This window comes from Bradyrhizobium sp. CCBAU 21365, assembly GCF_015291305.1.
In the GTDB taxonomy this organism is placed as follows: Bacteria; Pseudomonadota; Alphaproteobacteria; order Rhizobiales; family Xanthobacteraceae; genus Bradyrhizobium; species Bradyrhizobium elkanii.
Genome location: NZ_CP030036.1, coordinates 5,943,668 through 5,968,572, shown reverse-complemented (window position 1 = coordinate 5,968,572; position 24,905 = coordinate 5,943,668). Strand labels below are relative to the sequence as shown.

The window sequence follows — 24,905 nt, the reverse complement described above, 5'->3', positions numbered from 1 at the left end:
AGCATGATCCGGAAAAGTGCGAAGCGGTTTTCCGAAAAGATCACGCTCAAACAAAGAGCTAAAGCGCGATGACGATTCAACCTAATCACATCGCGCTTTAGTCCACCTGACGATTTGTGCTGAATTTCCCCTCTTGCAAGAACGCGATGGTCTGCGCGATCGCCTCGGCGTTGCGCACCAGCCAGGGATGCGACGTGCGGATCACGATGTGATCGGCCATGCCGTCGAGCCTGGTGTTGGCGACCGACACCCGGCCGTCATGCGGCCGCGGCAGGCCGATGGAGGTGATCGGATAGACCGAGCGGTTGCCGGCGATGATGCCGGCGCAATAATCGATCGACGGCAGCAGCGCGCTGGTCGCCGCATCGCGGCGGGTGACGAGCTGCTGGCCGGCCGGACCGAAATAGGCGCGATAAGCCGCGAGGTTCTTCAGGCGGTCGGCGATCTCGCTGCCGCCGTTCGGTGTGCCCAGCATCACGATGCGGCCGAGCCGCGCCGGGCGATGCCTTGCCAGATAGACGCGCGCCAGAAGCCCGCCCATCGAATGGCAGACGAAATGCACGGAGCCGTCGAGGCTGCGCGCGAATTGATCGAGCGAAGGATGGATGTCCTCGGCCAGCGCGTCGAGACCCTTGCGCCGGCTGTCATAGTCGAGATTGAGGGTGGCAAAGCCGGCAGTCCTCAGGGCCAGCTCCATCCTGCGAAACGAGCGCGCCGTCCTGCTGATGCCGTGCAGCAGGACGACGCCGTCAAGCGTGGATGCCGCTTGACGCCGTTCGCTCACTTATAGTCGCGCTCTTGCCACCACGGGAAATAGTCGGGCATGTCCGACGAGACCTTGTTCTTGAACTGCGCGGGGCGCTTTTCCAGGAACGACACCACGCCTTCCTTGACGTCGTCGGAGCGGCCGCGGGCATAGATGCCGCGGCTGTCGACCTTGTGCGCCTCCATCGGATCGTCGGCGCTCATCATGCGCCACATCATCTGGCGGATCAGCGCCACCGACACCGGCGCGGTCTTGGCCGCGAACTCCTTGGCGAGCGCGCGCGCGGTCGGCAACAGGTCATCGGGCGGCACCACCTTGCTGACGAGCCGCCCGGCGAGCGCTTCCTGCGCCGGGAAGACGCGGCCGGAGTAGCACCATTCCAGCGCCTGCGAAATGCCGACGATGCGCGGCAGGAACCAGCTCGATGCGGCTTCCGGCACGATGCCGCGCTGGGAGAACACGAAGCCGAAGCGCGCGGCGTCGGAGGCGATGCGGATATCCATCGCAAGCTGCATGGTGACGCCGATGCCGACCGCCGGGCCGTTCACCGCGGCGATCACCGGCTTCAGGCACTTGAAGATCCGCAGCGTCACTTGCCCGCCGCCGTCGCGCACCTGCGGATCGCTGTAGTCGACGCTGCCGTCGGCATTGCGCTTGACCGGACCGCGCCGTGCATCGCGGTCGAACGTGTTGGCGCCGGAGGAGAGATCGGCGCCGGCGCAGAAGCCGCGGCCTGCACCCGTCACGATGATCGCCCTGACGTCGTCGTCCTTGTCGGCTTTGTCGAACGCGTCGATCAGCTCCTGCTGCATCGTGGCGTTGAAGGCGTTGAGCTTGTCGGGCCGGTTCAGCGTGATGGTCAGGATCTGCTCGGCGACCTCGTACTTGATCGTCTCATACGCCATGGGGATGATTTCCTCTCGGTTTTCTTGAATGAACGGCGCTGGCGCGCGTCTCCATCCAGTTAACCCGGCAATCATCCCTTGTGAAGAAGAGGGATGCGCAGGCTTGGCCCCCGCGCATCCTGACTTGCGTTGAGGCGCTGCTTTACTTCTTCGGCGGCGCGGGCCACGGCTTCTGCGGGCCGCGCAGGCCTTCGAACGCCTTGCCCATGCCGAGCACGCCGATGTCGTCGAAGCGGCGGCCGATGATCTGGACGCCGATCGGAAAGCCCTTCTTGTCGTAGCCGCCGTTGATCGACAGCGCCGGGTTCTCCGACATATTCCACGGCACGGTAAAGCAGATGTGCTCGAACGGCTTTGCGGGGTCGTTGAGCGGTGCGGCGAACTCGGCCGGGAAGTTCACCACCGGCGACACCGGCGAGATCACGTAGTCGACCTCGCAGAACAATTTCGCGGCGGCCGCGCGGATCGCCATCGTCTGGTTGAAGCCGCGCACCACATCGACGCCGGAGAGCTTTGCGCCGGCCTCTGCCCAGTTGAGGATGTAGGGCAGGGTCTTGCCGCGCTCGGCCTGCGACAGTTTCGACAGCTCGTCCCAGGTCCGGGCGCGCCAGAAATTGTCGAGCCCCTCAAGCATCTCGGGCGTCAGGATGCCGTCGATCTCGGTGATGACGGCGCCGGCGGATTCGAACGCCTTCGCCGCTTTCACGACGATCTCGCGAACCTCCTTCTCGACCTTCTGACCGGAGCCGGCGTCGAGCATCAGCCCGATGCGCAGCTTGCGCGGCGACTTCTCCAGCGCCTTCCAGTTCACCTCGAGCGCCGGCAGGCTCATGCCGTCGCGGCGGTCGGGACGCGACAGCACGCTCATCATCAGCGCGGCGTCGTCGACGGTGCGGGTCATCGGACCGGCGACACGGCCGACATAAGGCGGGTCGATCGGCACGCGGCCGAGGCTCGGCTTCAATGCGACGAGGCCGCACCAGTTGGCCGGCAGCCGCACCGAGCCGCCGATATCGGTGCCGAGATGCAAGGGACCGTAGCCGGCGGCACCTGCCGCGCCCGCGCCGGCGCTCGAGCCGCCGGGGTTCTTGCTGACATCCCAGGGATTGCGGGTCAGGGGATGGAACGACGACAGGCCCGACGACAGCATGCCGTAGTCCGGCATCGTGGTCTTGGAGAAGATCACGCAGCCGGCCTCGCGCAGCCGCGCCGCAGGCGGTGCATCCTTCTCCGCGGGCGCCAGCTTGACGCTCGCCGCGCCCAGCGGCACCGGCTGCCCCTTGGTCGCGACATTGTCCTTGATGGTGGCGGGAACGCCATCGAGCGTGCCGGCCGGCTCGGCCTGCTGCCAGCGCTCGGTCGAGGTCTTGGCGACCTTCCGCGCCCCTTCCGGGTCGTACAGATACAGCGCCTTGATGTGCGGCTCCCAGGTCGCGACCTGGGAGATGATTTCCTCCAGCACCTCGGACGGCGAGAACTGCTTGGCACGATAGCCGGCGAGCAGGTCGACGGCGGAGAGATCGTGCAGCGACGTGATGGCGTCCCCTTTGGGCTTATGCATGCGCACCTGCCGGCATGCGTTTCTCGATGATGCGGGCGAACATGCTGGCGCCGATCGGCAGGATCTTGTCGTCGAGAACGTAACCGGGATTGTGAACGGGCACGGAGCCGTCATGGCCGACCCAGAAATAGGCGCCGGGAATGGCCTGCATCATGTCGGCGAAATCCTCGCTGCCCATCTTCGGCGTCGAGCGCGTGATCACCTTGGCGGGGTCGACGACGGTGCGCGCGACTTCCTCGACCACGCGGGACTGTTCTTCCTGATTCACCAGCACGCTGAAGCCGTCGCGGATCTCGACCGAGATTTCGGCGCCGTATGCCGCCGCAAAGCCGGCGGAGATTTCGCGCATGCGCTTGCGGATCAGCTCACGGATCTCGTCGGAGAAGCAGCGCACCGTGCCGCACATCCAGGCTTCGCCGGGAATGACGTTGTACGCCGACCCGGAATGGATCTGCGTGATCGACAGCACCGCAGCCTGCAGCGGATCGACGTTGCGGCTGACGATCGACTGCAACGCCTGTCCGAGCGTCATGGCGATCACGACCGCGTCCTTGGAGCGCTCCGGCATCGCGCCATGGGCGCCGTAGCCCTGGATCCTGATGTCGAAGAAGTCGGCTGCGGCCATCGCCGGGCCCGGCAGGATCGCGATCTCGCCATGGTTCAGATCGGGCGCGTTGTGCAGGCCATAGACCTCGTCGCAGGGGAACTGCTTGAACAGGCCGTCCTTGATCATGGCGCGCGCGCCGCCGAGGCCTTCCTCGGCCGGCTGGAAGATGAAGTGCACGGTGCCGTCGAAATTGCGGGTCTCGGCGAGATAGCGTGCCGAGCCGAGCAGCATCGTGGTGTGGCCGTCATGGCCGCAGCCGTGGAAGCGGCCGGGAATTGTGGAGCGCCACTTCAGATTGGTGTTCTCCTCCATCGGCAGCGCGTCCATGTCGGCGCGCAGGCCGATCTTCTTGGTGCCGTTGCCCTTGCCCTTGAGCACGCCGACCACACCGGTGCCGCCGAGGCCGCGATGCACCTCGATGCCCCAGCTCGCGAGCTTGTCGGCGACGATGCCTGAGGTGCGGACCTCCTCGAAGCCGATCTCGGGATGCGCATGCAGATCCCGTCTGATGGCGGTGAGTTCGTCGGCAAAACTGTCGATGCGCTCAATGGTCGGCATGGTCTCTCTATCCGTTTGTGCGTGATGGGGAGGTGGGTGTGAAAGCGGGGCCGTTCGGCTTGATACGAATGCCGGGACGCAAATGTCTCCACGGCAGCGTGGCGGTATCGGCGGGCATCGCGCCGGGAGCGGCGCAAATCAGCAGCTTCTCGGCGATCGGCTCGAAATCGGCGCGGAAGTGCACCGAGCTCTTGTTGACCAAAATCTTCTGTGCCGTCGGCTCGATGCCGACGTAGCGGTACATCGCCTGGTCGGCAAGCTGGGCCTTGTAGGAGCCGACCACGACGCGGACGTCGCCGACCCGCAGGCAGGCCGAGGGGCCCATATCCATGTCGCGGCCGCCGAAATAGGGACCGGGAGCCACGAATTTTCCATCCGAGAGCTGTTCGACGACGAAAGTCTCCTTGTACGGCGCGTCGCCGGGGATACCGGACTTGCCGCCGAGCTCGAGCGTGACTGATGCCCCGACACCGGCGGTGTGCGCGGCCTTCGCGGATTGCGGGTCGTAGATCACGCCGGTTGCGGCGCTCGCTCTGTTGCGCACCAGCGCGCGCAGCATGCCTGTCGTGTCGGAATCGCCGCCGGCGCCGGGATTGTCCTGGGTATCGGCGATGATGATCGGCTTGCTGGCCGATTTCGCCAGTTCCATCGCCAGCCGTACGCCTTCGTCGGGCGAATAGATCCGGCCGTCGAAATCATCCTCATGGCTCTCGACCAGGGCGACGACCTTGTCGGCGGCGGCATCCGCTTCGGCCTGGGTCCGGCCATAGGCGAACACGCTCGGCCCGCAATCCCTGAAATCGGCGGCGGGGAAGCCCGGCGCAAACGACAGCGTCGGCACCGCGTCGCTCTCGAGCGCGGCGAGCTTTTGATAGATGCCTTTTGTGGGCTGGTCGTTGGTGCATTGCCAGCTGATCGGGATCAGGAACGGCAGTTGCCGGAATGCCTTGGCGAAGCGCTGCCTGGACTTGAGCATCAGCGCCAGATGCCGGGCGCAGGCGCGGCCGGTTTCGGCCATGTCGACATGCGGATAGGTGCGGTAGGCGATCAGCGCATCGGCATGTTCGATCATCTTCGGTGAAACGTTCGCATGCAGATCGAGGCTCGCCACCAGCGGCAGGTCGTTGCCGATCGCCTTGCGCACGCGGGCCAGCGTTTCGCCTTCACCATCGTCATAATGCTCGGTGACCATGGCGCCGTGCAGGTCGAGATAGACGGCGTCGATCGGTCCGGCCGCGGCGATGCCGTCGACCATTTCGGTCACGATCCGCTCATACGCGTCCTTGCTGACATGTGCCGACGGGCTCGCCGCGGCGAAGATCGTCGGCACCAGCTCCCAGCCGTTGGCTTCCGCCGCCTCGACAAAGCCGGCGAGGCCGACATTGATCTTGCGCATGACCTTGAGCACGTCTGTGCCATGCGTCATCGACGGCCAGCCGCCGCCATGCACGAAATCGTCATAGGTTGCCTTCGTCGGTGCGAAGGTATTGGTCTCGTGCAGGAAGCCGCCAACGGCAATGCGGGTCATCAAGTTGGTCTCGATACGTTTCTTCGATCATGATGCGATTGGAACGGTTCGCACCGCGATCTCGTCTCGTTGGTTGGAGCCTGATCTTTCGGGAGGATCGGTGTCCACCGTCCGGGCCATGCCCTAGCGCGCGACGTTAAGCGTGTCGTCGCGCCAAGCGCAAGCCGTGGAGCACTTCCGGATTTGCATGCCCTATGGGCGTATTGAAAGGCCCAAGGGTACGTCGTGAGGCTAAGGCTAAAGACTTAGGCCGTTGCCACGAGGCCTTCCGAAACCGGGCGGAAATTTGCAAAATCCCAGCCGCGTCCGGGTGCCGCATCGAGCAGCGCGCGGGTATAGGCCTGTTGCGGATTGGTCAGCACCTCGGCGGCCGGTCCCTGTTCCACGACGCGGCCATGTTGCATCACGGCGACGTCGTCGCAGATCTGTGCGGCGACGCGCAAATCATGCGTGATGAAGAGCAGCGCGATGCCCAGCCGGCGCTGGATTTCGTCGAGCAGGTCCAGGACCTGCGCCTGCACCGAGACGTCGAGTGCGGACACCGCCTCATCCGCGACGAGCACGTCGGGATCGAGCGCCAGCGCGCGCGCGATCGCGATGCGCTGGCGCTGGCCGCCGGAGAACTGGTGCGGATAGCGCGAGATCGCGTCGGGCGGCAAATGGACGAGCTCGAGCAGCTCGCGCGCGCGCGCCAGCGCATCCTTGCGCGGCATGCCGTAATTGACCGGGCCTTCCGCGATGCTCTCGCCGACGGTGACGCGCGGATTGAGCGAGCGGTAGGGGTCCTGGAAGATGATCTGGATCTTCTGGCGATGCGGCTGCAGCAGCCGGCGCGACAGGTCGGAGATCTCGCGGCCGGCGAGGCGCACCCCGCCCGAGGTCGGATCGATCAGGCGGACGATGCAGCGCGCGACCGTCGACTTGCCGGAACCGCTTTCGCCGACGATGCCGAGCGTGCGGCCCTTGCGCAAGGTGAGGGTAACGTTGCTGGCGGCGGCGACCTCGCGGGCTTTGCCGTACAGCGACCGCTCCCGGTAGACCTTGCTGAGCTCGTTGGCTTCCAGCACCACCGGCTCGGTCGTCTCCGGGCGCGGCGCGCGCGGCACCAGGCTCGGCACCGAGGACAACAGGTTGCGGGTGTACTCCATCTTCGGATTGCGCAGCACGTCCTGCAGCGGGCCGGTTTCGACCAGGCGGCCGTGTCGCATCACCGCGACGCGGTCTGCGATCTCGGCCACCACGCCCATGTCATGGGTGATGAACAGAACAGCGGTGCCGTGATCGCGTTGCAGGTCGCGGATCAAGGTGAGGATCTGCTTCTGCGTGGTGACGTCGAGCGCGGTGGTCGGCTCATCGGCGATCAGGAGCTTCGGCTCCAGAACCAATGCCATCGCGATCATGATGCGCTGGCGCTGACCGCCCGACAGGCGGTGCGGGTAGGAGGAGAAGATGCGCCCCACGTCCGGCAGCCGCACATGCTCCATCATCGCCAAAATCTTCTGGCGCCGCGCGCGGGCGTCGAGATCGGTGTGGGCGCGCAGCACCTCGTCGATCTGGCGGCCGACCGGCACCACGGGATTGAGCGCGGTCATCGGCTCCTGGAAGATCATCGCCATCCGCGTGGCGCGGAGCTGGCGCAGCCGCCGGTCGCTGGCGGTGAGCAGTTCCTCGCCGACCAGCTTGACGCTGCCGCCGGACGGCACCAGCGTGCCCTTCTGCAACAGGCCCATCACGGTGAGCGAGGTGACCGACTTCCCGGAGCCGCTTTCGCCGACCAGGCAGAGCGTCTCGCCTTCACGTACCTGCAGCGAGAGGTCGTCGATGATGCGATGTGCGTCCGTCTTGCGGCCGAGGCCGACGACGAGGTTGTTGATGTCGAGGACGACGTTGGAAGAGTTGGTATTGGTCACTTGCCCTCACGCTGCTTCATGCGGGGATCGAGCGCGTCGCGCGCGGCGTCGCCGATCAGGTTGACGCTGAGAATGGCGATCGAGAGCAGCAGCCCCGGCCAGAAGATCAGCGACGGCTTGACCTGGAAGTAGGCGCGGCCCTCGGCCATGATGTTGCCCCAGGTCGGCGTTTCCGGCGAGATGCCGGCGCCGAGGAACGACAGGATCGCCTCGGTCAGGATCGCGGACGCGCAGACATAGGTGCCTTGCACGATCAGGGGCGCGATGGTGTTCGGCATCAAATGCCGCCACATGATCTTCGGCAGGCTGGTGCCGAGCGAGATCGCGGCCTCGACATAAGGCTCCTCGCGTGCGGTCAGCACCACCGAGCGCACCAGCCGTGCCACGCGCGGGATCTCGGGGATGGTGATCGCGACCATCACGGTCCAGATGCTGGCGCCCGACAGCGACACCACGGCGATCGCGAGCAGGATGGCAGGGATCGCCATCAAGCCGTCCATCACGCGCATCAGCACCGCGTCGACCCAGCGGAAGAAGCCGGCGACGAGGCCGATCAGAAGCCCGATGGCGATCGAGCAGACGGCGGCGCCGAGCCCGATCACCAGCGAGATCCGTGCGCCGTAGATGATGCGCGACAACAGGTCGCGGCCATAGGCGTCGGTGCCGAGCAGATATTGCGCGCTCGACGGCTTCAGCCGCTGCGACGGCGTCAGTAGCAGGGGATCGTGCGGCGCAAGCAGCGGCGCGAAGATCGCCATCAGGATGATGAGGGCGAGGCAGATCGTCGCAACTGCGATGATCGGCGTCGACGTGAGGAAGCCGAACTTGACGCGGAACGGCCGGGTAACGGGAATAGAGGATTCGGGAAGGGTTTCGATCGCCATTGCTCAGTACCGGATACGAGGATCGAGCAGGGTGTAGGCGAGGTCGATCAACAGATTGACCGCGACATAGATACCCGACGTCAAGAGGATCATCGCCTGGATCACCGGATAGTCGCGCGCCAGCACCGCATCGACGGTGAGGCGGCCGATGCCGGGCAGGTTGAACACGCTTTCGGTGACGACGACCCCGGAGATCAACAGCGCGAAGCCGGAACCGATCACCGTGATGACCGGCACGGCCGCGTTGCGCAGCGCGTGGCGCAGCAGCACGCCGGTCTCGCCGATGCCCTTGGCCCGCGCGGTGCGCACGTAATCCTCTCCGAGCACGTCGAGCATCGAGGCCCGCGTCATGCGCGCGATCAGCGCGACGTAGATGAAGGAGAGGGTGCAGGTCGGCAGGATGATGCGCTCGAAGAACGGGCCGAAGCCGGCCGAGATGCTCTTGAAGCCCTGTACTGGAACCCAGCGCAGATCGATCGCAAAGATCTGGATCAGCACATAGCCGATCACGAATACCGGCACCGAGAAGCCGAGCACCGACAGTCCCATCACGAAGCGGTCGATCCAGGTGCCGTGTTTCCACGCCGCGATCACGCCGAGCGGCACCGCCACCAGGATCGAGAGGATGATGGTGGCCAGCGCGACCGAGATCGACGGCTCGAGACGCGGGCCGATCATCTCGAGGATCGGCTTGTTCGAGATCAGGGAGACGCCGAGGTCGCCGTGCAGCAACTTGGCGACCCAGGTATAGAACTGGATGTAGATCGGCTCGTTCAGACCAAGCGAGGTCCTGATACGTTCGAGCTGTTCGGGCGTCGCGTTGTCGCCGGCGAGGATGGCGGCCGGGTCGCCCGGCGTCAGCCGCAGCAACAGGAACACGAACAGAGCCACCACGCCCATCACGGGAATGGCGGCGAGGATGCGGCGAAGCAGATATCCGAGCAAATTTGATCCGTTGGGTTGTGGTCGATGAAGTCCCCGGCGGGACCGTTGCACACCAGACCGTAGCACAGATGGTAGCAGACTCACGGTAGAACTTGAGCAAGTCCCATGCCATCGGTGCTGCGGATTTTGCGGTGCAGCTAATCAGTCCTGTGGGCCGCGATTATTCCTCCGGTGAAGTTCGAAGCAGTCCACTGGAAGGTGGATTGATTTCAGTTTTGCGCGCGTTGGCAGGCACGTCGAGCCCGGCACCGAACGACGGCGCCATCGGCGGCGTGTCGAGGTCGCGCCAATCGTCGATAGCCTGGGCCACCATCTGCGCCGTCGCCGCCGACAGCGTCCAGCCGAGATGACCGTGGCCCGTGTTGTAGAACACGCCCGGAATCCGTCCGGCGCGAACCACCGGCATCATGTTCGGCATCATCGGGCGCAGGCCCGCCCAGGGCACGACTTTCGACGTATCGATCTTTGGGAAATGATGCCGCACCCAGTCCACCAGCGGTTGAATGCGGTCGGCGCGAATGTCGCGGTTGAAGCCGTTGAACTCGGCGGTGCCGGCGACGCGGAAGCGGTCGGCGCCGAGCCGGCTGGTGACGATCTTCGCAGCTTCATCGAGCAGGCTGACTGTTGGGGCCGCGTTCCGGCTTTGCGGCGCATCGAGCTGCACCGTGATCGAATAGCCCTTCACCGGATAGACATTGACGCGGTCGTTGAGCAGGCTGGCGAAGTGGCGGCTCGCCACGCCTGCGCAAATCACGATCCCGTCCGCTTGCAATTGATGCCGCGTCGCGACCGCAGCTTCATGTGAAGCAGCTTCGTTCCAGCCGATGCGGAAGCCGTCATCGCCGCGTGCGATCGTGTCGACGTCGGCTTCATGGACGAAGCTCGCGCCACGGCGGACGCAGGCGTCGGCGAGGCCGCGGGTGAACTTGTGGATATCGCCGGTTGCGTCCGACGGCGTGAAGAAGCCGCCATAGCAGGCCGTCTGCAGCGCGGGTTCGATGACGCGGATTTCGTCCGATGTCACCGGCCGGCGGTCGAGCCCGCCCTGCTGCAGCAGCGTGTTGACCTTGAGGCCCGCCTCGAACCCGGCCTTGTCGTGATAGACGTGCAGGATGCCGCGGCGTTCGAGATCGAAGGCGATGTTCTCGCGCTGTGCGATCGAGAACAGGTGCTTGCGCGCTTCGATTGCGAGCCGCGTGGTCTCGATGGTGTTGCTGCGATAGCGGGTGATGTGGCCTACGAACTCGCCGATCCAGGAGTATTTGTGCCAGCTCGGCTTCGGGTTCATCAGCAGCGGCGCGTCGCTTCTGAGCATCCAGCGCAGACCCTTGAGGATGGTCGCAGCACTGTTCCAGACCTCGGCATTGCTGGCGGAAAGCTGTCCGCCATTGGCGAACGAGGTTTCCATCGCGGCGTAGCGATGCCTGTCGAGGACAGTCACCTTGTAGCCGCGTTCAAGCAGGGCATAGGCCGTCGTTACGCCGGTGATGCCGGCGCCGATAATCGCGATATGTGGCATGATGGTCTTCAGGCTCCCGTGGGTTAGAGTCGCCGAACCACCGGTGAAACCGGCATTCGGCGCCCCATCTGTCACGGTACCTGAGAGCTTGATCCGCATCGGGCCGGGGCCGGAAGCGAACTATCCCCTTCGGTGGACGTCACGGCCCTTGATGTGCGGCCATGTTCGTCTCTCTCCAGATCGTCCTGACGATACAGTCCTTTTGCCTGAGAGTTTCCGGGGCGGTTGCTCCGTCGGCGCCGAAGGCAACAACACGAATGTTGTCGCTTCGATCTCTCCCGCATCGTCGCGTTGGACGGCCGGACCGTAGGCGAAGCCTTAAAAATGGACAAGGCTAAATTTCGATCCGGCAGTGCCAACGTGTTGTGCAGTGCAGTCGATGTCAGTCCAGCGTCGCCAGCAGTGCCGCCATCAGGCGGCCGCGTTCGGCGAGGCTGTCGACCTCGATGTGCTCGTTGAGCGTATGTGCATCGGCGCCGCGAACGCCGAGGCCGTCGAGCGTGGGGATGCCCATCGCGCCGGTGAAGTTGCCGTCCGAGCCGCCGCCGGCGCTGCCGTGCGGCAGATCGAGACCCATCGCTGCCGCAAGGCCTTTTGCCTTTTCATAGAGCGCCATGGTGCCCGCATCGGGCTCCCACACCGGGCGCGTGACGCCGCGCGTCACCTTGAAGGTCACGTCGTTGGCGGTGCCCGACAATGCCAGCATGCGCTCGACGCCACGGTCGAGATCGGCCTGGCGCTTGGCCATGCTGAGCGCTTCGCCGGTGCAGGTCGTCGCGACGCAATTGACCCACTGGCCGCCATGCACGATGCCGACCGAGAAGGTGCAGTCCTCGGTGGTCATGCCGTCGATGGCGATGATCTGCCGCGCCATCTCGCGGATCGCGGAGCGGCCGGAAGACAGCGTTGCGCCGGCATGGCTGGGCTTGCCGGTGGCTTCCAGATTGAAGCGCGCGATCGCATAGCGGCCGGTGACGACGCCGTTGTTCGGACGGCCGGGCTCCGGCACCAGCACGTACTTGTTGCGCGCGGCTTCCGCCTCGATGATGTCACGCGTCGACGGCGTGCCGACCTCTTCGTCGGGGGTGAACAGCACGGTGATCGGCAGCGGAGTCGTAAAGGAGGCGCGCGCCAATTGCCTGATCGCCTCGATCGACAGGTAGTTGCCGCCCTTCATGTCGAAGATGCCCGGCCCGAAGCACTTGTTGCCTTCGCGCCGCCACTTCAGCTTCTCGATGGTGCCGACGGGGTGAACGGTGTCCAGATGGCCGGCGATCAGGATGCCGGGCTGGCCTTGTTTCGGATGGGGGAAACGGGCGCGGACGCAGCCCGCGAAGCCCTGGCGTCCGGCGATGCGCTCGATCGTCGCACCCATGATCGCCATCTCGCGGGCGGCGAGATCGAGCATGCGTTCGACCGCGGCGGCGTCCCAGGTCGGGCTTTCGCATTCCACCCAGCTGCGCAGGCCCTGCAGCATCGTTTCGGAATCAAAGGGGAGATTGGCGGGGTTCATCGTTGTTCTCTCTTGTTGTTCTGACGGCGCCGGCATCGCGCGCGCGTTACGAAAATCTCAGCCGACGATTTTGTAAAGCCAAAATCTGGCGCGCGGCCTCATTCGTTTGTGTACGTCCGATGCGACCTGAAACCGATTGACGCGCTTGGCGCTTGGTGCAAGTCTCGATTTCACAAGCCATACAGCATGTTAGTTCGCCTAAATAACGAACCACATGCATAACGAATAAGCCGGCTTTGACCAGTTACACGTCAGGAGAGATTGCATGTTCCCTATCTCGCGTTGGAAACACCGCACGCTAGCGGCCGCGTTGACGGCGCTCGCGCTGTCGTTCGCGCCGCAGGAATTGTCATTCGCGCCGCCGGCGATGGCCGCGGGCAAGACCATCACCGCGGTGATGCACTCGGATCTGCGCGTCATCGATCCGATCATGACCACGGCCTACATCACCCGCGATCATGGCTACATGATCTATGACACGCTGCTGGCGACGGATTCCAATTTCAAGATCCAGCCGCAGATGGCGGACTGGAAGGTTTCCGACGACAAGCTGACCTACACGTTCACGCTGCGCGACGGTCTGAAGTGGCACGACGGCGCGCCGGTCACCGCGGAAGACTGCGTCGCCTCGCTGCAGCGTTGGGGCAAGGTCGACGGCATGGGCCAGAAGCTGATGGACTTCGTCGCGAGCCTGGAGGCGACCGACGCCAAGACCATCACGCTGAAGCTGAAGGAACCCTACGGCCTCGTGCTGGAATCGATCGGCAAGCCGTCGTCGCGCGTGCCGTTCATGATGCCGAAGCGTCTGGCCGAGACGCCGCCGGACAAGCCGATCCCGGAACAGATCGGCTCCGGACCGTTCAAATTCGTGCAGGCGGAATTCCAGCCGGGCGTGAAGGCGGTCTATGAGAAGAACAAGGACTACGTGCCGCGCAAGGAGCCGGCGAGCTGGACCGCGGGCGGCAAGGTCGTCAAGGTCGACCGCGTCGAGTGGGTCACGATGGCCGATGCGCAGACCGCGGTGAACGCGTTGCAATCCGGCGACATCGATTTCATGGAGAACCTTCCGTTCGACATGCTGCCGGTGCTCGAAGCCAATCCGGATCTCAAGATCGACGTCCTGAACAAGTTCGGCTTCCAGACCCTCGGACGCATGAACTTCCTCTATCCGCCGTTCGACAATCCGAAGGTGCGCCGGGCTGCGTTCCTGGCGATGAACCAGAAGGACGTGCTCGACGCGCTGGTCGGCAACGCCAAGTACCAGAGGATCTGCGGCGCCTTCTTCGTCTGCGGCACGCCGCTCGAGACGGACGTCGGGGCCGAAACGCTGGTGAAGGGCAACGGACTGGCGGAAGCCAAGAAGGCGCTTGCCGCATCCGGCTATGACGGCACTCCCGTGGTGATCATGGCGCCGGGCGACGTCACGACGTTGAAGGCCCAGCCGGTCGTGGCTGCGCAGCAGTTGCGCGAGGCCGGCTTCAAGGTCGACCTGCAGGCCACCGACTGGCAGACCGTGGTGACCCGCCGCGCCAGCCAGAAGCCGCCGAAGGAAGGCGGCTGGAACATGTTCTTCACCAACTGGGTCGCGGCCGACGTCTCCGATCCGATCGTCAACGCGTCGATCACCGGTCGCGGCAAGAATGGCGGCTGGTTCGGCTGGGCCGAAGACCCGAAGATCGAGGAGCTGCGTGACAAGTTCGCACGCGCCGGCTCGGCTGAGGAAAAGAAGAAGATCGCCGCGGAAATCCAGACCGAGGCCTACGATCAGGTGATCTACGTTCCGCTCGGCCAGTACACCATTCCGAGCGCGTGGCGGAAGTCGCTCACCGGCGTGCTCGACGGCCCGGCAACGCCGATCTTCTGGAACATCGACAAGTCCGAGTAAGCTTGCGGCTTGACGCAAAACGAATGGCCGGGACTTGTCCCGGCCATTTTTCTTTTCGCTATAGCTCGTCAGGTGTGGCTGTCGCGGAGCTGTTCCAGTCCGTCGCTGAGCGGTGGTCCGCCTTGTGGTGCGTGCTGCGGCGGGGAGGGGCGCTCCTTGCGCTGATCGGGTTGGTCGGTTGCGCGCTGCGCGGATGGATCGTCGTTCGGCATCGTCATGCTCCAATTGCGGCATGACAACGAATACGCAGTGCACGGGTTCCGAACCGGCGACCGCTAATCGCCGTGGTCTGATCTCATGCTGCTCGGGCTCGACAGGCTCGTGAGCTGTGTCGGTCCGATGCCGGTTCCGTTCATCCAGACCGCCGCTCCAGCGGCAAGCGCGAGTAGTCCGTACACCATGATCGCGCCGCGGATCCATCGCCGGTAGATCGCGCGGTCGTCGGGCGCAGCGTCGCGGAAATTCCGTGCATTGAGCCCGTTGCTGCAATGAGCCGCATCGTCGCCATGCTCGAGAGTAAAGGCACCATGATCGCGCGCCGTTTCGCTGGCAATCCGATTGCTCTTTGCAATCCGATTGCGCTTTGCAATCTCCATCGTCGATCTCCGACAAAAATTGATTTCGAAATGCAACAGCCGCGAAAATGCGCGGCCGGAATTTCCAATGCGGGTAAGACTACGACAGTCAGCGACCGCGGCGTGTGAACTGCGCCACAGCCGGAAAACACGACGCTGGGCCGCTCGGGTGCGCGTGGAATGCGAAGGTTGGTGCGGGCGGTGGGACTCGAACCCACACGACGTTGCCATCGAGGGATTTTAAGTCCCTTGCGTCTACCAGTTCCGCCACGTCCGCGTTGCGCCAGGCGCGCCGATTTCTAGCGCGTTTGGGCGCCGAGTGGAATTGTCATTATCCGGTGCTAACAGGTGAGCTTTCAAAGGCTTAAGCGGCGGCCGCAATTCCATTTGCCTCGGCGGCCGAGCATTGGGATAAGCAGCGCGCCGCCGCGATTGAGCCTCAATCCGGACACCGGTGGCTGCTTTAGGCAATCTCAACACTGTCCGGTTAAGAAAGCTGAATGTCTGTTCGTTTCCCACGCCGCCTGAAGCTGTCGCGCGCGGCGGCCGTCATTGCGCTGCTCGCCTCGGCCGCGGGCGTTTCCGGCTGCGCGCAGATCGGCGACACCGTGCCGTCGGCATTCGCCGATCCCGCCAAGTACGAGCTCTATGATTGCAAGCAGCTCGAGAACGAGCGCAGCAATCTCAAGACCCGCGCGGCGGATCAGGAAAAGTTGATGGCCAAGGCGGAGACCGGCGTCGGCGGTACTGTCGTCTCCGAGATGGTCTATCGCAACGAGCTGATCTCGATCCACTCCCAGCAGAAGCTGGCGGATGAGGCCTGGCGCAAGGGCAAGTGCCATGAAAGCACGCCGGACACGCCTGCGGCCGCGGCACCCGCTGCCCCGACGCCGGCGGCGAAGGGCCCGCGCGCGCCCCGGGGCGTCGTCCACTAGGCCGGCGTTTCCAGAACGAGACGGTTGGCCCAGTTCAGGCGCGCCAGTCGTAAATCCAGTCCTGCCGCGCCAGCATCCGCTCCGGACCGATGGCGCGGATCGCCAGATCGCGCGCGATCGCCGCCAGCCCGCGCAAATGATAGATGCGGCCCTGCTGCCGCGCCAGACGCTGCACTTTCAGCACGCGCCCGCGCCGCGCCCGTGCGTAGCGCTTCAACGCGGCGGGAATGCCCGCGGTGTGTTCCCCCGTGCTGTCGCTCAAGGCCTTGGCGAGCACGGCCGCATCCTCGATCGCCATGCCGGCGCCTTGCGCGGCAAACGGCAGCATCGCATGCGCGGCATCGCCGAGCAGCGTCACCGCGCCTTCGCTCCAGCGGCCGATGTCGGGTAGGGTGAACAGCGCCCATTTGCGCCAGCCGTCGACCGCGCCGATCAGCATCCGCGCCGTCGCGGGCCAGCGCGCGGTGGCGAATGCACGCTTGATCTCGTTGATGTCGCCGGGCTCGCTCCAGCCCGGCCGGTTCCAGGTGCCCGATACGATCGCGACCACGTTGATCTGCCGTCCGGCCGAGATGGGATAGGCGACGAGATGCGCGTCCGGTCCCATCCAGAGCTGCACGCGCGGTGCGGTGTATTCATGCGGCAGGGCGGTGGCGTCCAGCGTACCGCGCCAGGCGATCAGGCCGGAGAATTGCGGCTGTACATCCGGAAACAAATGCCCGCGCACCGACGACCAGATGCCGTCGGCGCCGATCAGCGCAACGGCCAATTCCTCCTGCCGTGAATTGCCGCGGCGTTGGACGACGGTAAGGCCTCGCGCATGCTTGGTCACGTCCTCGAACTGGCACCCGAGCCTCAGATCGATATCCGGATGGTCGCTCGCGGCGGCGTGCAGCGCGGCCTGCAAATCGGCGCGGTGGATCACCCAATAGGGTGCGCCGGCGCGGAACTCGGCGGCCTGGCCAAGCGGCATCCGTGCGATCTCGCCACCGGCCCGCGCGCTCAGGATGTTGACGGATTCAGGCGTGACCGCGCGCCGCGCAAGCGGTTCCTTGAGCCCGAGCTCGATCAGGATGCGGCTGGCATTGGGAGAGAGCTGGATGCCGGCGCCGGCCTCCTCGAGCCGTTCGGCCTTCTCCAGCACGACGACGCGAAAGCCCTGTGCCGCCAGTGTCAGCGACGCCGTCAGTCCTCCGATCCCGGCGCCTGCAACGATGACGGTTCGCGTCAGCGCCACGGAGCGGTCAGGCGACCTTGTCTTTCAGCACGCATTCCGGCGGCCGCGCTTCGCCGGCCGCGAGGTCGGACGCGAAGCGATAGAGCGTCGAGCAGTACGGGCAGATGATCTCGTTGTCGTTGCCGAGGTCGAGGAACACGTGCGGGTGGTCGAACGGCGGGTTGGCGCCGACGCACATGAACTCCTGCGATCCGATTTCGATCACCGAGACACCGGCATCGTTATGGAAGTGCGGGACGACGTGGTCGGACATATTCTCACCTTGATGGCAACGATGGGCAGACGCAATCAACAGCATGCGGCATCGCGAAATGCCGCGCACCATACTGGCGGGAACAGTTGATTCCTAGAGCCCCGATGGCTCATTTGCTCATGCAAATTCGACACAATCTTGTCGTCCCAGAGAAGCCCTCCTTTGGTCGGAGCCGTTGTGTCGCAAAAACGGCACACTATCTCCAAGGCGAATAAAACTAGAGGTTTTAGCGGAATGAATCGGGTGCGCGTCAGCTTGGCGGTGGTCGGCGTGGCAGCAAGTGCTGCCGTGGGCGCGGCTATTTGGCCGCACGCCCGTGATGCCGGCACCGTGCTGGCGGCGCGGGACGATCCCGCTGCGCTCGCCGACATCAGGCTCAATTCCGTGTTGCGCAACAACCCGGCGTTGATCTCGGACAATATCGAGGCGGCGCTGGCCTCCGGCGATGCAGACCTTGCGATGAGCTTTGTCGAACTCGCCGGCGAGAAGAACATCGCGCTCAGTGATGATCTCACCAAGCGTGTCGACGACGCGCGTGCCGAGCAATCATCCAGCATGCATTTCGCCAAAGGGTTCGCCACCGGTCTGGTGACCGGCAATGCCGACGATGTCGCAAGCCTGTCCGGCACGGTCGCCGGCGACCTGTTCGTGTTCGGTGATGTCAGGGACGTCGTGCGCGAGGGCAAGCACCTCGTGATGGGCGAGGACACCGACCAGCTGGTGCTCGGCCTCGCCGCCGCCGGGCTTGCGGTGACCGCGGCCACCTATGTGTCGGTCGGCGGCGCCGGGCCGCTGCGCGCCGGGCTGACGCTGGTCAAGGACACGCGCAAGGCCGGGCGGCTGAGCGAGGGGATGATCGAATGGGCCGGGCGCTCGACCCGCGAGGTCGTCGACCAGCCGGCGCTGCGCGAGGCGGTCGCATCCGGCTCGGTGCTGCGGCCGGTGGAAACCGCAACCGCGATCCGCGCGGCGTTCCGCGCCGAGAAGGCTGGCGCGCTGGTGCGCGTCGCCAAGGACGTCGGGCGCATCGGCGAGGCGGTCGGGGTTCGCGCTGCGCGGGATACGCTGAAGGTCGCCGAGAACCCGAAGGAGATCGCGCGGGCGGCGCGCATCGCCGAGGTCAAGGGCGGCCAGACCCGTGCGATCCTGAAGCTGTTCGGCCGCGGCGCGCTGCTGCTGGCCGCCGGCGCATTCAATCTCACCATGTGGCTGTTCGGCGCGCTGCTGGCGCTGTTCGGCTTCCTGTCGTCGATCAAGGCCACCACCGAACGGGCCACCGCCTGGTGGCTCAGACGAAGCAAGGCGCTGCGCCTGAAGCGGCAGATGGCCGCTCAGGCTACCTTGGCGAGTATGCCCGCCCAGGGTTAGGCTTGCGGTCGCCTGTCGATCGCCAATCGCAAATCCCAAGAAGAAACGGAATGGATGATGCCGAGTTTCCATCACGGCGATGTTGAAATTGCCTATATCGACGAAGGCGCAGGCGAACCGATCGTGCTGGTGCACGGCTTTGCCTCGAGCAAGAACGTCAACTGGATCTACCCGACCTGGGTCTCGGATCTCGTCAAGGCCGGCCGTCGGGTGATCGCGCTCGACAATCGCGGCCATGGCGAATCCGCCAAGCTCTACGATGCCGCGCAGTACGAGATCGCGACCATGGCCGGCGACGTGATCGCGCTGATGGACCATCTCGGAATCGCGCCCGCCGACATCATGGGCTATTCGCTGGGCTCGCGGATGACGGCGATCCTGGCGCGAGAGAATCCCGATCGGGTGCGCTCGGCGATCCTCGGCGGGATCGGCATCGGACTGATCGAGGGCGGCGGCCCCGGCGAGACGGTCGCGCTGGCGCTGGAGGCGCCGGCGCTCGACGATGTCACCGACCCGGTCGGCCGTACCTTCCGCGCCTTTGCCGATCAGACCCGCTCCGACCGCCGCGCGCTCGCCGCCTGCCTGCGCGGCTCGCGCCGCCTGATGACGCGGGAGGAGGCGGCCGGCATCCGCGTGCCGGTCTTGATCGCGGTCGGCAGCAAGGACGAGATCGCGGGCTCGGCGTCAGCGCTCGGCCGGATCATTCCGGGGTCGGAGGTGCTCGATATTCCGAACCGCGATCACATGCGGGCGGTCGGCGACAAGGTCTACAAGACCGGGGTCATCGACTTCCTGTCGCGGCGAAAATAGATCGCCGGCTTCATCCCTGGCGAAGGCGCGCGCGGCCGCGATCAGCACCACGAAGGTCGCGACCCACACCATGCGCGCGCCGTAGCGGTCGTGCGGCCCCGAGATCACGCCGCAGACGAAGGCATTGCCGAGCAAGGCGAGCGTGACCGTGCCCGCCAGCAGCGTCAGATCGTCGAGCCGCCGCTGCCACAGGCCGCGGCCGAACAGGATCACGACCAGGAGCATCGAGCCCAGCGCGACCGGCACGTGGATGCGGTTGATCGCGGTGAAGTCGAGGTGCCAGCGTTGCTGCCGCGCCGCGCGCATCGGCGCGACCTGTCTCGGGATGTAGCGCTCGATGATGCCGTAGGTATGCGGGATCCAGCCGTTGCTGCCTTCACCGGTCGCGACATGCATGAGCTGGTCGGCGGTTGCGGTCAGCGCTGCCTTGGCCTGCCATTCCGGATATTCGGCCAGCGAGCGCAGCACGATGTAGCCCATCTCGTCATTCAGTCCCTTGAAGCGGCCGAGCGTGTTGAACATGCTGTGGCCCCACAGGAAGTCGTCGGCGGTCGGCGGCAACTCGTCGCGATAGGGGCAGAGCTTGAGCTTCTCCGTCGCGCAATGATCGTGCAGGTATTGCGCGACGATGCCATCCTGCAGCATGCGGCCGAAAGCGACGCCATAGCCGCCGGGCGTCCAGGCCAACTGTCCGGACAGCGCAAAGTTCGCCGCCAGCAGCATCGCCGCGCCGGCGACGGTGGTCAGGCTGCCTTGTACGAGGCCCGCGACCGGGATGCGCCGCCCGAGCCACGGACGCAGCATCCAGCCGACGCAGCACAGGCCGAGCAGCACCGCCAGCGTCGCGCTATGCGTGGCGGCCGAAAACGCGATGAAGGCGAACAGCACCGCCTTCTCCAGCGTCGAGATCCGTTCGCCGTGCAGGATGAGGATGAAGAGCGCGAGCACCGAAAGGCCGGCGAAGATGTCGGTCAGCAGCATGCTGTCCAGCCAGGGCAAAGCGGTGGTCGCGATCAGCGCGAGGCTGATCGCGATCAGCCGGACCGGGCGGGCGAGGCCGAGCACGCGCAGCGTCAGCTGCAGGATCCACAGCGTCGCCAGGGTCTGGATGCCGAGGTTGAGCCAGAAATCCGACGTCTCGCCGACATGGAGGTAGATGCCGAATACCGTGGACCGGCTCGGCACCAGATAGCCCTCATACCAGCGCGCCAGATAGCCGCCGGTATCCCACTGGAGCAGCGGATAGCCGTTACAGAAGGCAGGGGCGAGCAGCAGGAGGGGGATGGCAATGGTAGCGATCCAGACCGACCGCGCGTCGGTCAGGCGGGCACCTAAACTCCGGGTATTGATGATGTTTCCCCCTTTTATTGGGGCCGACCATGCCCAAAACCACACTGGGGACGAAATCCGCCAATAGTTGCAGAAGCACGGCTTGATTTCGGCAAAATCCCGACCAATTCCCCTAGACGCCGGTCCGGGGGTGTTCGGCTGGGGTTTACCGTACCGAGCCATCCCGGGACGCGCTGGGTCCATCGTGCTATAACGCACATCAGAACAACCGAATTGCGAGAGCAGCTATGGCAGTTCATCAGGTCAATCCGCAGGGGAGCAAGCTGGCGGCGCTCGATCCAATCTGGGATCGAATCCGCGGCGAGGCGGAGGACATCCTGCGGCGCGAGCCGGAACTCGCATCCTTCATCTATGCGACCGTGCTGCATCATGAGCGGCTGGAAGATTCGGTAGTCCATCGCATTGCCGAGCGGCTCGATCACGCCGCGCTGTCGGGCGATTTGATCCGCCAGACCTATGGCGAGGCACTGCGCGATGAGCCCGATATCGGCAACGCGTTCCGCGCCGACCTCGTCGCCGTCTATGACCGCGATCCCGCGACCTCGCGCTTCATCGATCCCTTGCTCTACTTCAAGGGCTTTCACGCGCTGCAGACCCATCGTCTCGCGCACTGGCTGTATCAGAAGGGCCGCAAGGATTTTGCCTTCTACCTGCAGAGCCGCTCCTCGGCGGTGTTCCAGACCGACATCAACCCGGCCGCCAGGATCGGCCGCGGCATCTTCCTCGATCATGCCACCGGTTTCGTCTGCGGCGAGACGGCGGTCATCGAGGACGATGTCTCGATCCTGCATGGCGTCACGCTCGGCGGCACCGGCAAGGAGAACGAGGATCGCCATCCGAAGATCCGCCACGGCGTGCTGATCGGCGCCGGCGCCAAGATCCTCGGCAATATCGAGATCGGTCATTGCGCGCGCATCGCGGCCGGCTCGGTCGTGGTCAAGCCCGTGCCGCACAACGTCACGGTTGCGGGCGTGCCGGCGAAAATCGTCGGCGAAGCCGGCTGTGCCGAGCCGTCGCGCACCATGGACCAGATGCTCAGCGCGATCGGGCTTTGATTTCACTCGCTTTCTGATCGCGGCGAAAACGCGCCCAAACAAGAGTCGTGTGCGCAACATCACGTCGCCAAAGCCTGAAAAGGCTCTGGCGATCTTTGCCGTCTCGTCCTAAAACTCCCCCGAAAATCATCGACCCGATTGGAGACGGCCGTGGACGTTCAGGAAGTCAGGAAGCTCGACGCGTATCTCAAACGCGTGTTCAGCAATCCCAAGATCCGCGTGGTGCCGCGGCCCAAGAAGGACGACTCGGCCGAGGTCTATATCGGCGAGGAGTTCATCGGCGTGCTGTTCGTCGACGACGAGGACGATGATCGCTCGTTCCAGTTCCAGATGGCGATCCTGGAAGAGGATCTGGCCGAGTAGGGCTGAACGACCTCTCGCTGCCACCGGCGCCGGCGTATGATCGCCCGCGCCGGTGAGCATCGGCGCGTGCAGCGCGGATCAACCGATCCCACAAGCCCAGGCTCCGCGATGGCAAACAAGCCGGCTGCCGGGTCCAGGGCAAACGACTCAAGCTCCGCCTGAGACCAGCGGCGGCACGATCAGCGACAGGCCGGCGAGCAGCAACAGCGCCAGCACCGCCTTGCGGAACATCTCGTCATCGATCTTTCCGTACAGCCTGAAGCCGCTCCACAATCCGGCGAGCAGAAACGGCAGACCCAGGCCGTACAATTTCACGGTTTCCGACGTGAAGGCGCCGGTGATGCCCATCGAAATCGAGATCACCACAAAGGCGGCGAACAGGACCGGCTGGAACACCCCGCGCTGCACGTCTTTCGTCCAGCCGCGCCATTGGCAGGAAATGGTCGAGACGATGCCACCAAGCCCGGTGAGGCCGCCGACCAGCCCGTTGACGAGGCCGATGGCGATGTCCGCCATGATACCGATCTTCATCGGCTTGAATGCCGGTCGCGCCAGACTGTAGATCGCGTAAAGCGCCAGCAAGGTGCCGACACCAAATCGCAAATGGACGGGGCTGAGGTAGGTGAGCAAGACCACCCCGGTCGGGATGCCAATCGTCGTGCCGAGGGATAACGGCCAGATGGCGCGCCAGTTCAGCGCCTGACGCAATTTCAGGATGCCATAACCCTGTGTCAGCAGGCCGTAGCCCGCGATCAACGCCGCGGTCTGGACCGGCGTGATGATATGCAGCCACACACCGGACACGACGAGCCCCATCGCAAACCCGGAAAAGCCGCTGACGAACCCGCCGGCAAAGGCGGCGACTGCAAAAAGAACGAGTCCCATCTCATCCATCGGTCGCTCCTCCAAAAGCGAGGTGACGCACACTTGGATGGAGGGTCCATCTGATGGGGAGGATGCGGATCCCCGCGCTTGCTGATTTGGCGGTTACCGGCTTGCTATTTCGCTTCTCCGTGAGTGATTTGATCGAACACCGTCACGCTGTCGGACTCGAGAGGCTCCGCCGGCTCGGGAAGTTGATCGAATCCCGCGATTCCCATTGCACGTAGCGCAATGAGAAATCCTTGCCGGACCTCTTCTCCGTTCCGGTGATAGACGGCGACGAGAGATTCATCCGAGCAATCGTTCCCGCCCGGCGGCGTTGGCCCGGAGCAATCTTGCCGCCGGCCGGCGACGCATTCGTCTGACCTTGGGGCGGCAGGATCGATATCCGCCGAGGTCCGCGAAGACGCAGACCACAAGGGAAATTGGCTGGAAGGAATTGCTGGCTTGCTTTCGTCCATGTGCATATGCCCTCGACGAGTCGAGCGTTGCACAGTCTTGGACCGAAGCCTCAAGGGGAGACCGTACTTCCCCTAAACAAATTTTAGTCCAGCGAGGCGACAAACGCAACATGCGTCGACCGGTGCTGCCACGGAATGCCTCGCGGAGCCTGTCATCCGGCGGCGCCTTGCTTCGAACAGGTGGCGAAGAGGCGGCTATCCCTTCGCGCTGTGCATCTGCGCGGAGAGACGGTTCATCGCGGTGGCGATGTCGCGCCACTGCGCGAGCCAGCTGCGCGGAAAGCGGAAGGTCAGGTCGGCGCCGTCGATGCGCCGCTCGCTGAGGCACATGCCGGGCGTCGAGGTATCGCGCGTGCAGCGCGCGGTCAGCTGCGGCTCGCTCGCCGTGAACAGCTCCTCGCCGCCATAGGGCGTGCCGTCGCGGAACGCGCGCGCCGTCAGGCCGTCATCGGTGTTTGCGCGCTCGTCGAGATAGCGCGGATAGATCGTGCGCAGGCGCATGTCCGGCGCCAGTGAATCGTGGTGCGCCGCGATCGACACGAAGATCCTGTCGATCGGCTGCACCTTGTCCTCGACCGTATCGGCGCTGTAGTGCTTCGGCGCGGCAGGCGCGTCCAGCGACGGATAGAGGAAGCTCAAATCGACGCGCTCCTGCGGCCCGGAGTGGCGCTGGATCTTCATGCGCACGGCCATGGTCGGCACGTTGAACAGCGTGCCGCCGACGCTCACCGGCAGCCGCGACGGATCGCTCGGCGGGATGGTCGTGTAGGTCGGCCACAGCAGATAGGCGACGAGCGCAATCGCGCCGGCCGCGATGACGGCCGAGGCGATGATCGGAACGAGATGCGCGCGCGGGTTGCGGCGGGTGTCGCGGGCGAGATGCTGGGCGGTCGAGAGAAGCGTCATGAGCAGGGCATAGATCAGGTCGGGAGTGGCCGAATCATCTGCCGAATATGCCACGTGGCGGGGAATTTCCGTACGATTCCAATGGAATCCGGGACCGAATGGCCATGCGCAAACGCCGCGCCTGACCTG

Annotated in this window: 21 protein-coding genes, 1 tRNA gene, 1 pseudogene and 2 riboswitches; of the genes and pseudogenes, 6 read left to right on the top strand and 17 right to left on the bottom strand. The window is 65.0% G+C overall.

Annotated elements, in window-relative coordinates; all coding sequences use genetic code 11:
- Positions 1-97 precede the first annotated feature (97 nt).
- The 10 genes from XI02_RS28070 to XI02_RS28025 form a co-directional block, all read right to left on the bottom strand.
- Positions 98-784, bottom strand: coding sequence for a triacylglycerol lipase (locus tag XI02_RS28070; protein ID WP_172647716.1), 687 nt, complete (start codon positions 782-784; stop codon positions 98-100).
- Entirely contained in the window at positions 781-1,671 is an 891-nt protein-coding gene (locus tag XI02_RS28065; protein WP_172647717.1) for a crotonase/enoyl-CoA hydratase family protein, read from the bottom strand. Before XI02_RS28065 ends, XI02_RS28070 begins: the two co-directional genes overlap by 4 nt.
- A gap of 142 nt (positions 1,672-1,813) precedes the next feature.
- On the bottom strand, positions 1,814-3,232 hold the full coding sequence (locus XI02_RS28060; protein WP_172647718.1) for an amidase: 1,419 nt from the start codon (positions 3,230-3,232) through the stop codon (positions 1,814-1,816).
- Positions 3,225-4,397 (bottom strand): M20 aminoacylase family protein, encoded by a 1,173-nt coding sequence (locus XI02_RS28055; protein WP_018272346.1) that lies wholly within the window; start codon positions 4,395-4,397, stop codon positions 3,225-3,227. Before XI02_RS28055 ends, XI02_RS28060 begins: the two co-directional genes overlap by 8 nt.
- Positions 4,398-4,404: 7 nt before the next feature.
- A complete protein-coding gene (locus tag XI02_RS28050; RefSeq protein ID WP_016846359.1) occupies positions 4,405-5,925 on the bottom strand; it encodes a M81 family metallopeptidase in 1,521 nt (506 codons plus the stop codon).
- Positions 5,926-6,170: 245 nt separating this feature from the next.
- Entirely contained in the window at positions 6,171-7,835 is a 1,665-nt protein-coding gene (locus XI02_RS28045) for an ABC transporter ATP-binding protein (protein ID WP_018272345.1), read from the bottom strand.
- Positions 7,832-8,719, bottom strand: a complete 888-nt coding sequence (locus XI02_RS28040; RefSeq protein ID WP_018272344.1) for an ABC transporter permease — start codon at positions 8,717-8,719, stop codon at positions 7,832-7,834. Before XI02_RS28040 ends, XI02_RS28045 begins: the two co-directional genes overlap by 4 nt.
- Positions 8,720-8,722: 3 nt before the next feature.
- Positions 8,723-9,664: an ABC transporter permease gene (locus XI02_RS28035; RefSeq protein ID WP_018272343.1), complete on the bottom strand. Its 942-nt coding sequence runs from the start codon at positions 9,662-9,664 to the stop codon at positions 8,723-8,725.
- A 160-nt stretch (positions 9,665-9,824) separates the two neighbouring features.
- Entirely contained in the window at positions 9,825-11,183 is a 1,359-nt protein-coding gene (locus XI02_RS28030) for a D-amino acid dehydrogenase (protein WP_172647719.1), read from the bottom strand.
- A gap of 66 nt (positions 11,184-11,249) precedes the next feature.
- Positions 11,250-11,364: riboswitch (glycine riboswitch) on the bottom strand.
- A gap of 3 nt (positions 11,365-11,367) precedes the next feature.
- Positions 11,368-11,474, bottom strand: a riboswitch (glycine riboswitch).
- 91 nt (positions 11,475-11,565) lie between these two features.
- Positions 11,566-12,696 (bottom strand): M20/M25/M40 family metallo-hydrolase, encoded by a 1,131-nt coding sequence (locus XI02_RS28025; RefSeq protein WP_026192961.1) that lies wholly within the window; start codon positions 12,694-12,696, stop codon positions 11,566-11,568.
- 265 nt (positions 12,697-12,961) lie between these two features.
- Between XI02_RS28025 and XI02_RS28020 the strand changes: the two genes are divergently transcribed.
- Positions 12,962-14,581 carry an ABC transporter substrate-binding protein gene (locus tag XI02_RS28020; RefSeq protein WP_172647720.1) on the top strand — a complete coding sequence of 540 codons (1,620 nt, stop codon included), beginning with the start codon at positions 12,962-12,964 and terminating at the stop codon, positions 14,579-14,581.
- A gap of 275 nt (positions 14,582-14,856) precedes the next feature.
- Here the strand turns inward: XI02_RS28020 and XI02_RS28015 are convergent, their stop codons facing one another.
- Both XI02_RS28015 and XI02_RS28010 read right to left on the bottom strand, forming a co-directional pair.
- Positions 14,857-15,177 (bottom strand): hypothetical protein, encoded by a 321-nt coding sequence (locus XI02_RS28015; protein WP_172647721.1) that lies wholly within the window; start codon positions 15,175-15,177, stop codon positions 14,857-14,859.
- 169 nt (positions 15,178-15,346) lie between these two features.
- Positions 15,347-15,433, bottom strand: a tRNA-Leu gene (locus tag XI02_RS28010).
- 223 nt (positions 15,434-15,656) lie between these two features.
- On the opposite strand from XI02_RS28010, the gene XI02_RS28005 reads away from it, so the two are divergent.
- Positions 15,657-16,091, top strand: coding sequence for a twin-arginine translocation pathway signal (locus XI02_RS28005; RefSeq protein WP_172647722.1), 435 nt, complete (start codon positions 15,657-15,659; stop codon positions 16,089-16,091).
- Positions 16,092-16,125: 34 nt separating this feature from the next.
- Here the strand turns inward: XI02_RS28005 and XI02_RS28000 are convergent, their stop codons facing one another.
- Together XI02_RS28000 and XI02_RS27995 are read right to left on the bottom strand one after the other, a co-directional pair.
- The gene (locus tag XI02_RS28000; protein WP_172647723.1) at positions 16,126-17,328 is read right to left on the bottom strand and encodes an FAD-dependent monooxygenase; all 1,203 of its coding nucleotides are present in this window, start codon (positions 17,326-17,328) and stop codon (positions 16,126-16,128) included.
- Between the two features lie 7 nt (positions 17,329-17,335).
- Complete coding sequence (locus tag XI02_RS27995) at positions 17,336-17,581, bottom strand: zinc-finger domain-containing protein (RefSeq protein WP_018272338.1); 246 nt, start codon at positions 17,579-17,581, stop codon at positions 17,336-17,338.
- A gap of 234 nt (positions 17,582-17,815) precedes the next feature.
- Here XI02_RS27995 and XI02_RS27990 point away from each other — a divergent pair, with 234 nt between their 5' ends.
- Positions 17,816-18,949: a hypothetical protein gene (locus XI02_RS27990; protein ID WP_172647724.1), complete on the top strand. Its 1,134-nt coding sequence runs from the start codon at positions 17,816-17,818 to the stop codon at positions 18,947-18,949.
- A 57-nt stretch (positions 18,950-19,006) separates the two neighbouring features.
- Entirely contained in the window at positions 19,007-19,759 is a 753-nt protein-coding gene (locus XI02_RS27985) for an alpha/beta fold hydrolase (RefSeq protein ID WP_075969139.1), read from the top strand.
- Here XI02_RS27985 and XI02_RS27980 read toward each other — a convergent pair.
- Positions 19,760-21,154 (bottom strand): annotated as a pseudogene (locus XI02_RS27980) (hypothetical protein); the annotation flags it as partial.
- A 182-nt stretch (positions 21,155-21,336) separates the two neighbouring features.
- Here XI02_RS27980 and cysE point away from each other — a divergent pair.
- Complete coding sequence (cysE, locus tag XI02_RS27975) at positions 21,337-22,164, top strand: serine O-acetyltransferase (RefSeq protein ID WP_172647725.1); 828 nt, start codon at positions 21,337-21,339, stop codon at positions 22,162-22,164.
- A 150-nt stretch (positions 22,165-22,314) separates the two neighbouring features.
- Positions 22,315-22,527 carry a DUF3126 family protein gene (locus XI02_RS27970; RefSeq protein WP_021077729.1) on the top strand — a complete coding sequence of 71 codons (213 nt, stop codon included), beginning with the start codon at positions 22,315-22,317 and terminating at the stop codon, positions 22,525-22,527.
- Positions 22,528-22,674: 147 nt separating this feature from the next.
- On the opposite strand, the gene XI02_RS27965 is transcribed toward XI02_RS27970, so the two are convergent.
- Positions 22,675-23,421: a sulfite exporter TauE/SafE family protein gene (locus tag XI02_RS27965; RefSeq protein ID WP_172647726.1), complete on the bottom strand. Its 747-nt coding sequence runs from the start codon at positions 23,419-23,421 to the stop codon at positions 22,675-22,677.
- Between the two features lie 644 nt (positions 23,422-24,065).
- Positions 24,066-24,776, bottom strand: a complete 711-nt coding sequence (locus XI02_RS27960) for a hypothetical protein (RefSeq protein WP_026192959.1) — start codon at positions 24,774-24,776, stop codon at positions 24,066-24,068.
- Positions 24,777-24,905 lie beyond the last annotated feature (129 nt).

What these genes read in the sequence shown, in the direction of transcription:
- XI02_RS28065 (WP_172647717.1), bottom strand. Translation starts at nt 1,671, where the DNA reads ATGGCGTATGAGACGATCAAGTACGAGGTCGCCGAGCAGATCCTGACC.
- XI02_RS28060 (WP_172647718.1), bottom strand. Translation starts at nt 3,232, where the DNA reads ATGCATAAGCCCAAAGGGGACGCCATCACGTCGCTGCACGATCTCTCC.
- XI02_RS28055 (WP_018272346.1), bottom strand. Translation starts at nt 4,397, where the DNA reads ATGCCGACCATTGAGCGCATCGACAGTTTTGCCGACGAACTCACCGCC.
- XI02_RS28050 (WP_016846359.1), bottom strand. Translation starts at nt 5,925, where the DNA reads ATGACCCGCATTGCCGTTGGCGGCTTCCTGCACGAGACCAATACCTTC.
- XI02_RS28040 (WP_018272344.1), bottom strand. Translation starts at nt 8,719, where the DNA reads ATGGCGATCGAAACCCTTCCCGAATCCTCTATTCCCGTTACCCGGCCG.
- XI02_RS28030 (WP_172647719.1), bottom strand. Translation starts at nt 11,183, where the DNA reads ATGCCACATATCGCGATTATCGGCGCCGGCATCACCGGCGTAACGACG.
- XI02_RS28025 (WP_026192961.1), bottom strand. Translation starts at nt 12,696, where the DNA reads ATGAACCCCGCCAATCTCCCCTTTGATTCCGAAACGATGCTGCAGGGC.
- XI02_RS28020 (WP_172647720.1), top strand. Translation starts at nt 12,962, where the DNA reads ATGTTCCCTATCTCGCGTTGGAAACACCGCACGCTAGCGGCCGCGTTG.
- XI02_RS28015 (WP_172647721.1), bottom strand. Translation starts at nt 15,177, where the DNA reads ATGGAGATTGCAAAGCGCAATCGGATTGCAAAGAGCAATCGGATTGCC.
- XI02_RS28005 (WP_172647722.1), top strand. Translation starts at nt 15,657, where the DNA reads ATGTCTGTTCGTTTCCCACGCCGCCTGAAGCTGTCGCGCGCGGCGGCC.
- XI02_RS27995 (WP_018272338.1), bottom strand. Translation starts at nt 17,581, where the DNA reads ATGTCCGACCACGTCGTCCCGCACTTCCATAACGATGCCGGTGTCTCG.
- XI02_RS27990 (WP_172647724.1), top strand. Translation starts at nt 17,816, where the DNA reads ATGAATCGGGTGCGCGTCAGCTTGGCGGTGGTCGGCGTGGCAGCAAGT.
- XI02_RS27985 (WP_075969139.1), top strand. Translation starts at nt 19,007, where the DNA reads ATGCCGAGTTTCCATCACGGCGATGTTGAAATTGCCTATATCGACGAA.
- cysE (WP_172647725.1), top strand. Translation starts at nt 21,337, where the DNA reads ATGGCAGTTCATCAGGTCAATCCGCAGGGGAGCAAGCTGGCGGCGCTC.
- XI02_RS27965 (WP_172647726.1), bottom strand. Translation starts at nt 23,421, where the DNA reads ATGGATGAGATGGGACTCGTTCTTTTTGCAGTCGCCGCCTTTGCCGGC.
- XI02_RS27960 (WP_026192959.1), bottom strand. Translation starts at nt 24,776, where the DNA reads ATGACGCTTCTCTCGACCGCCCAGCATCTCGCCCGCGACACCCGCCGC.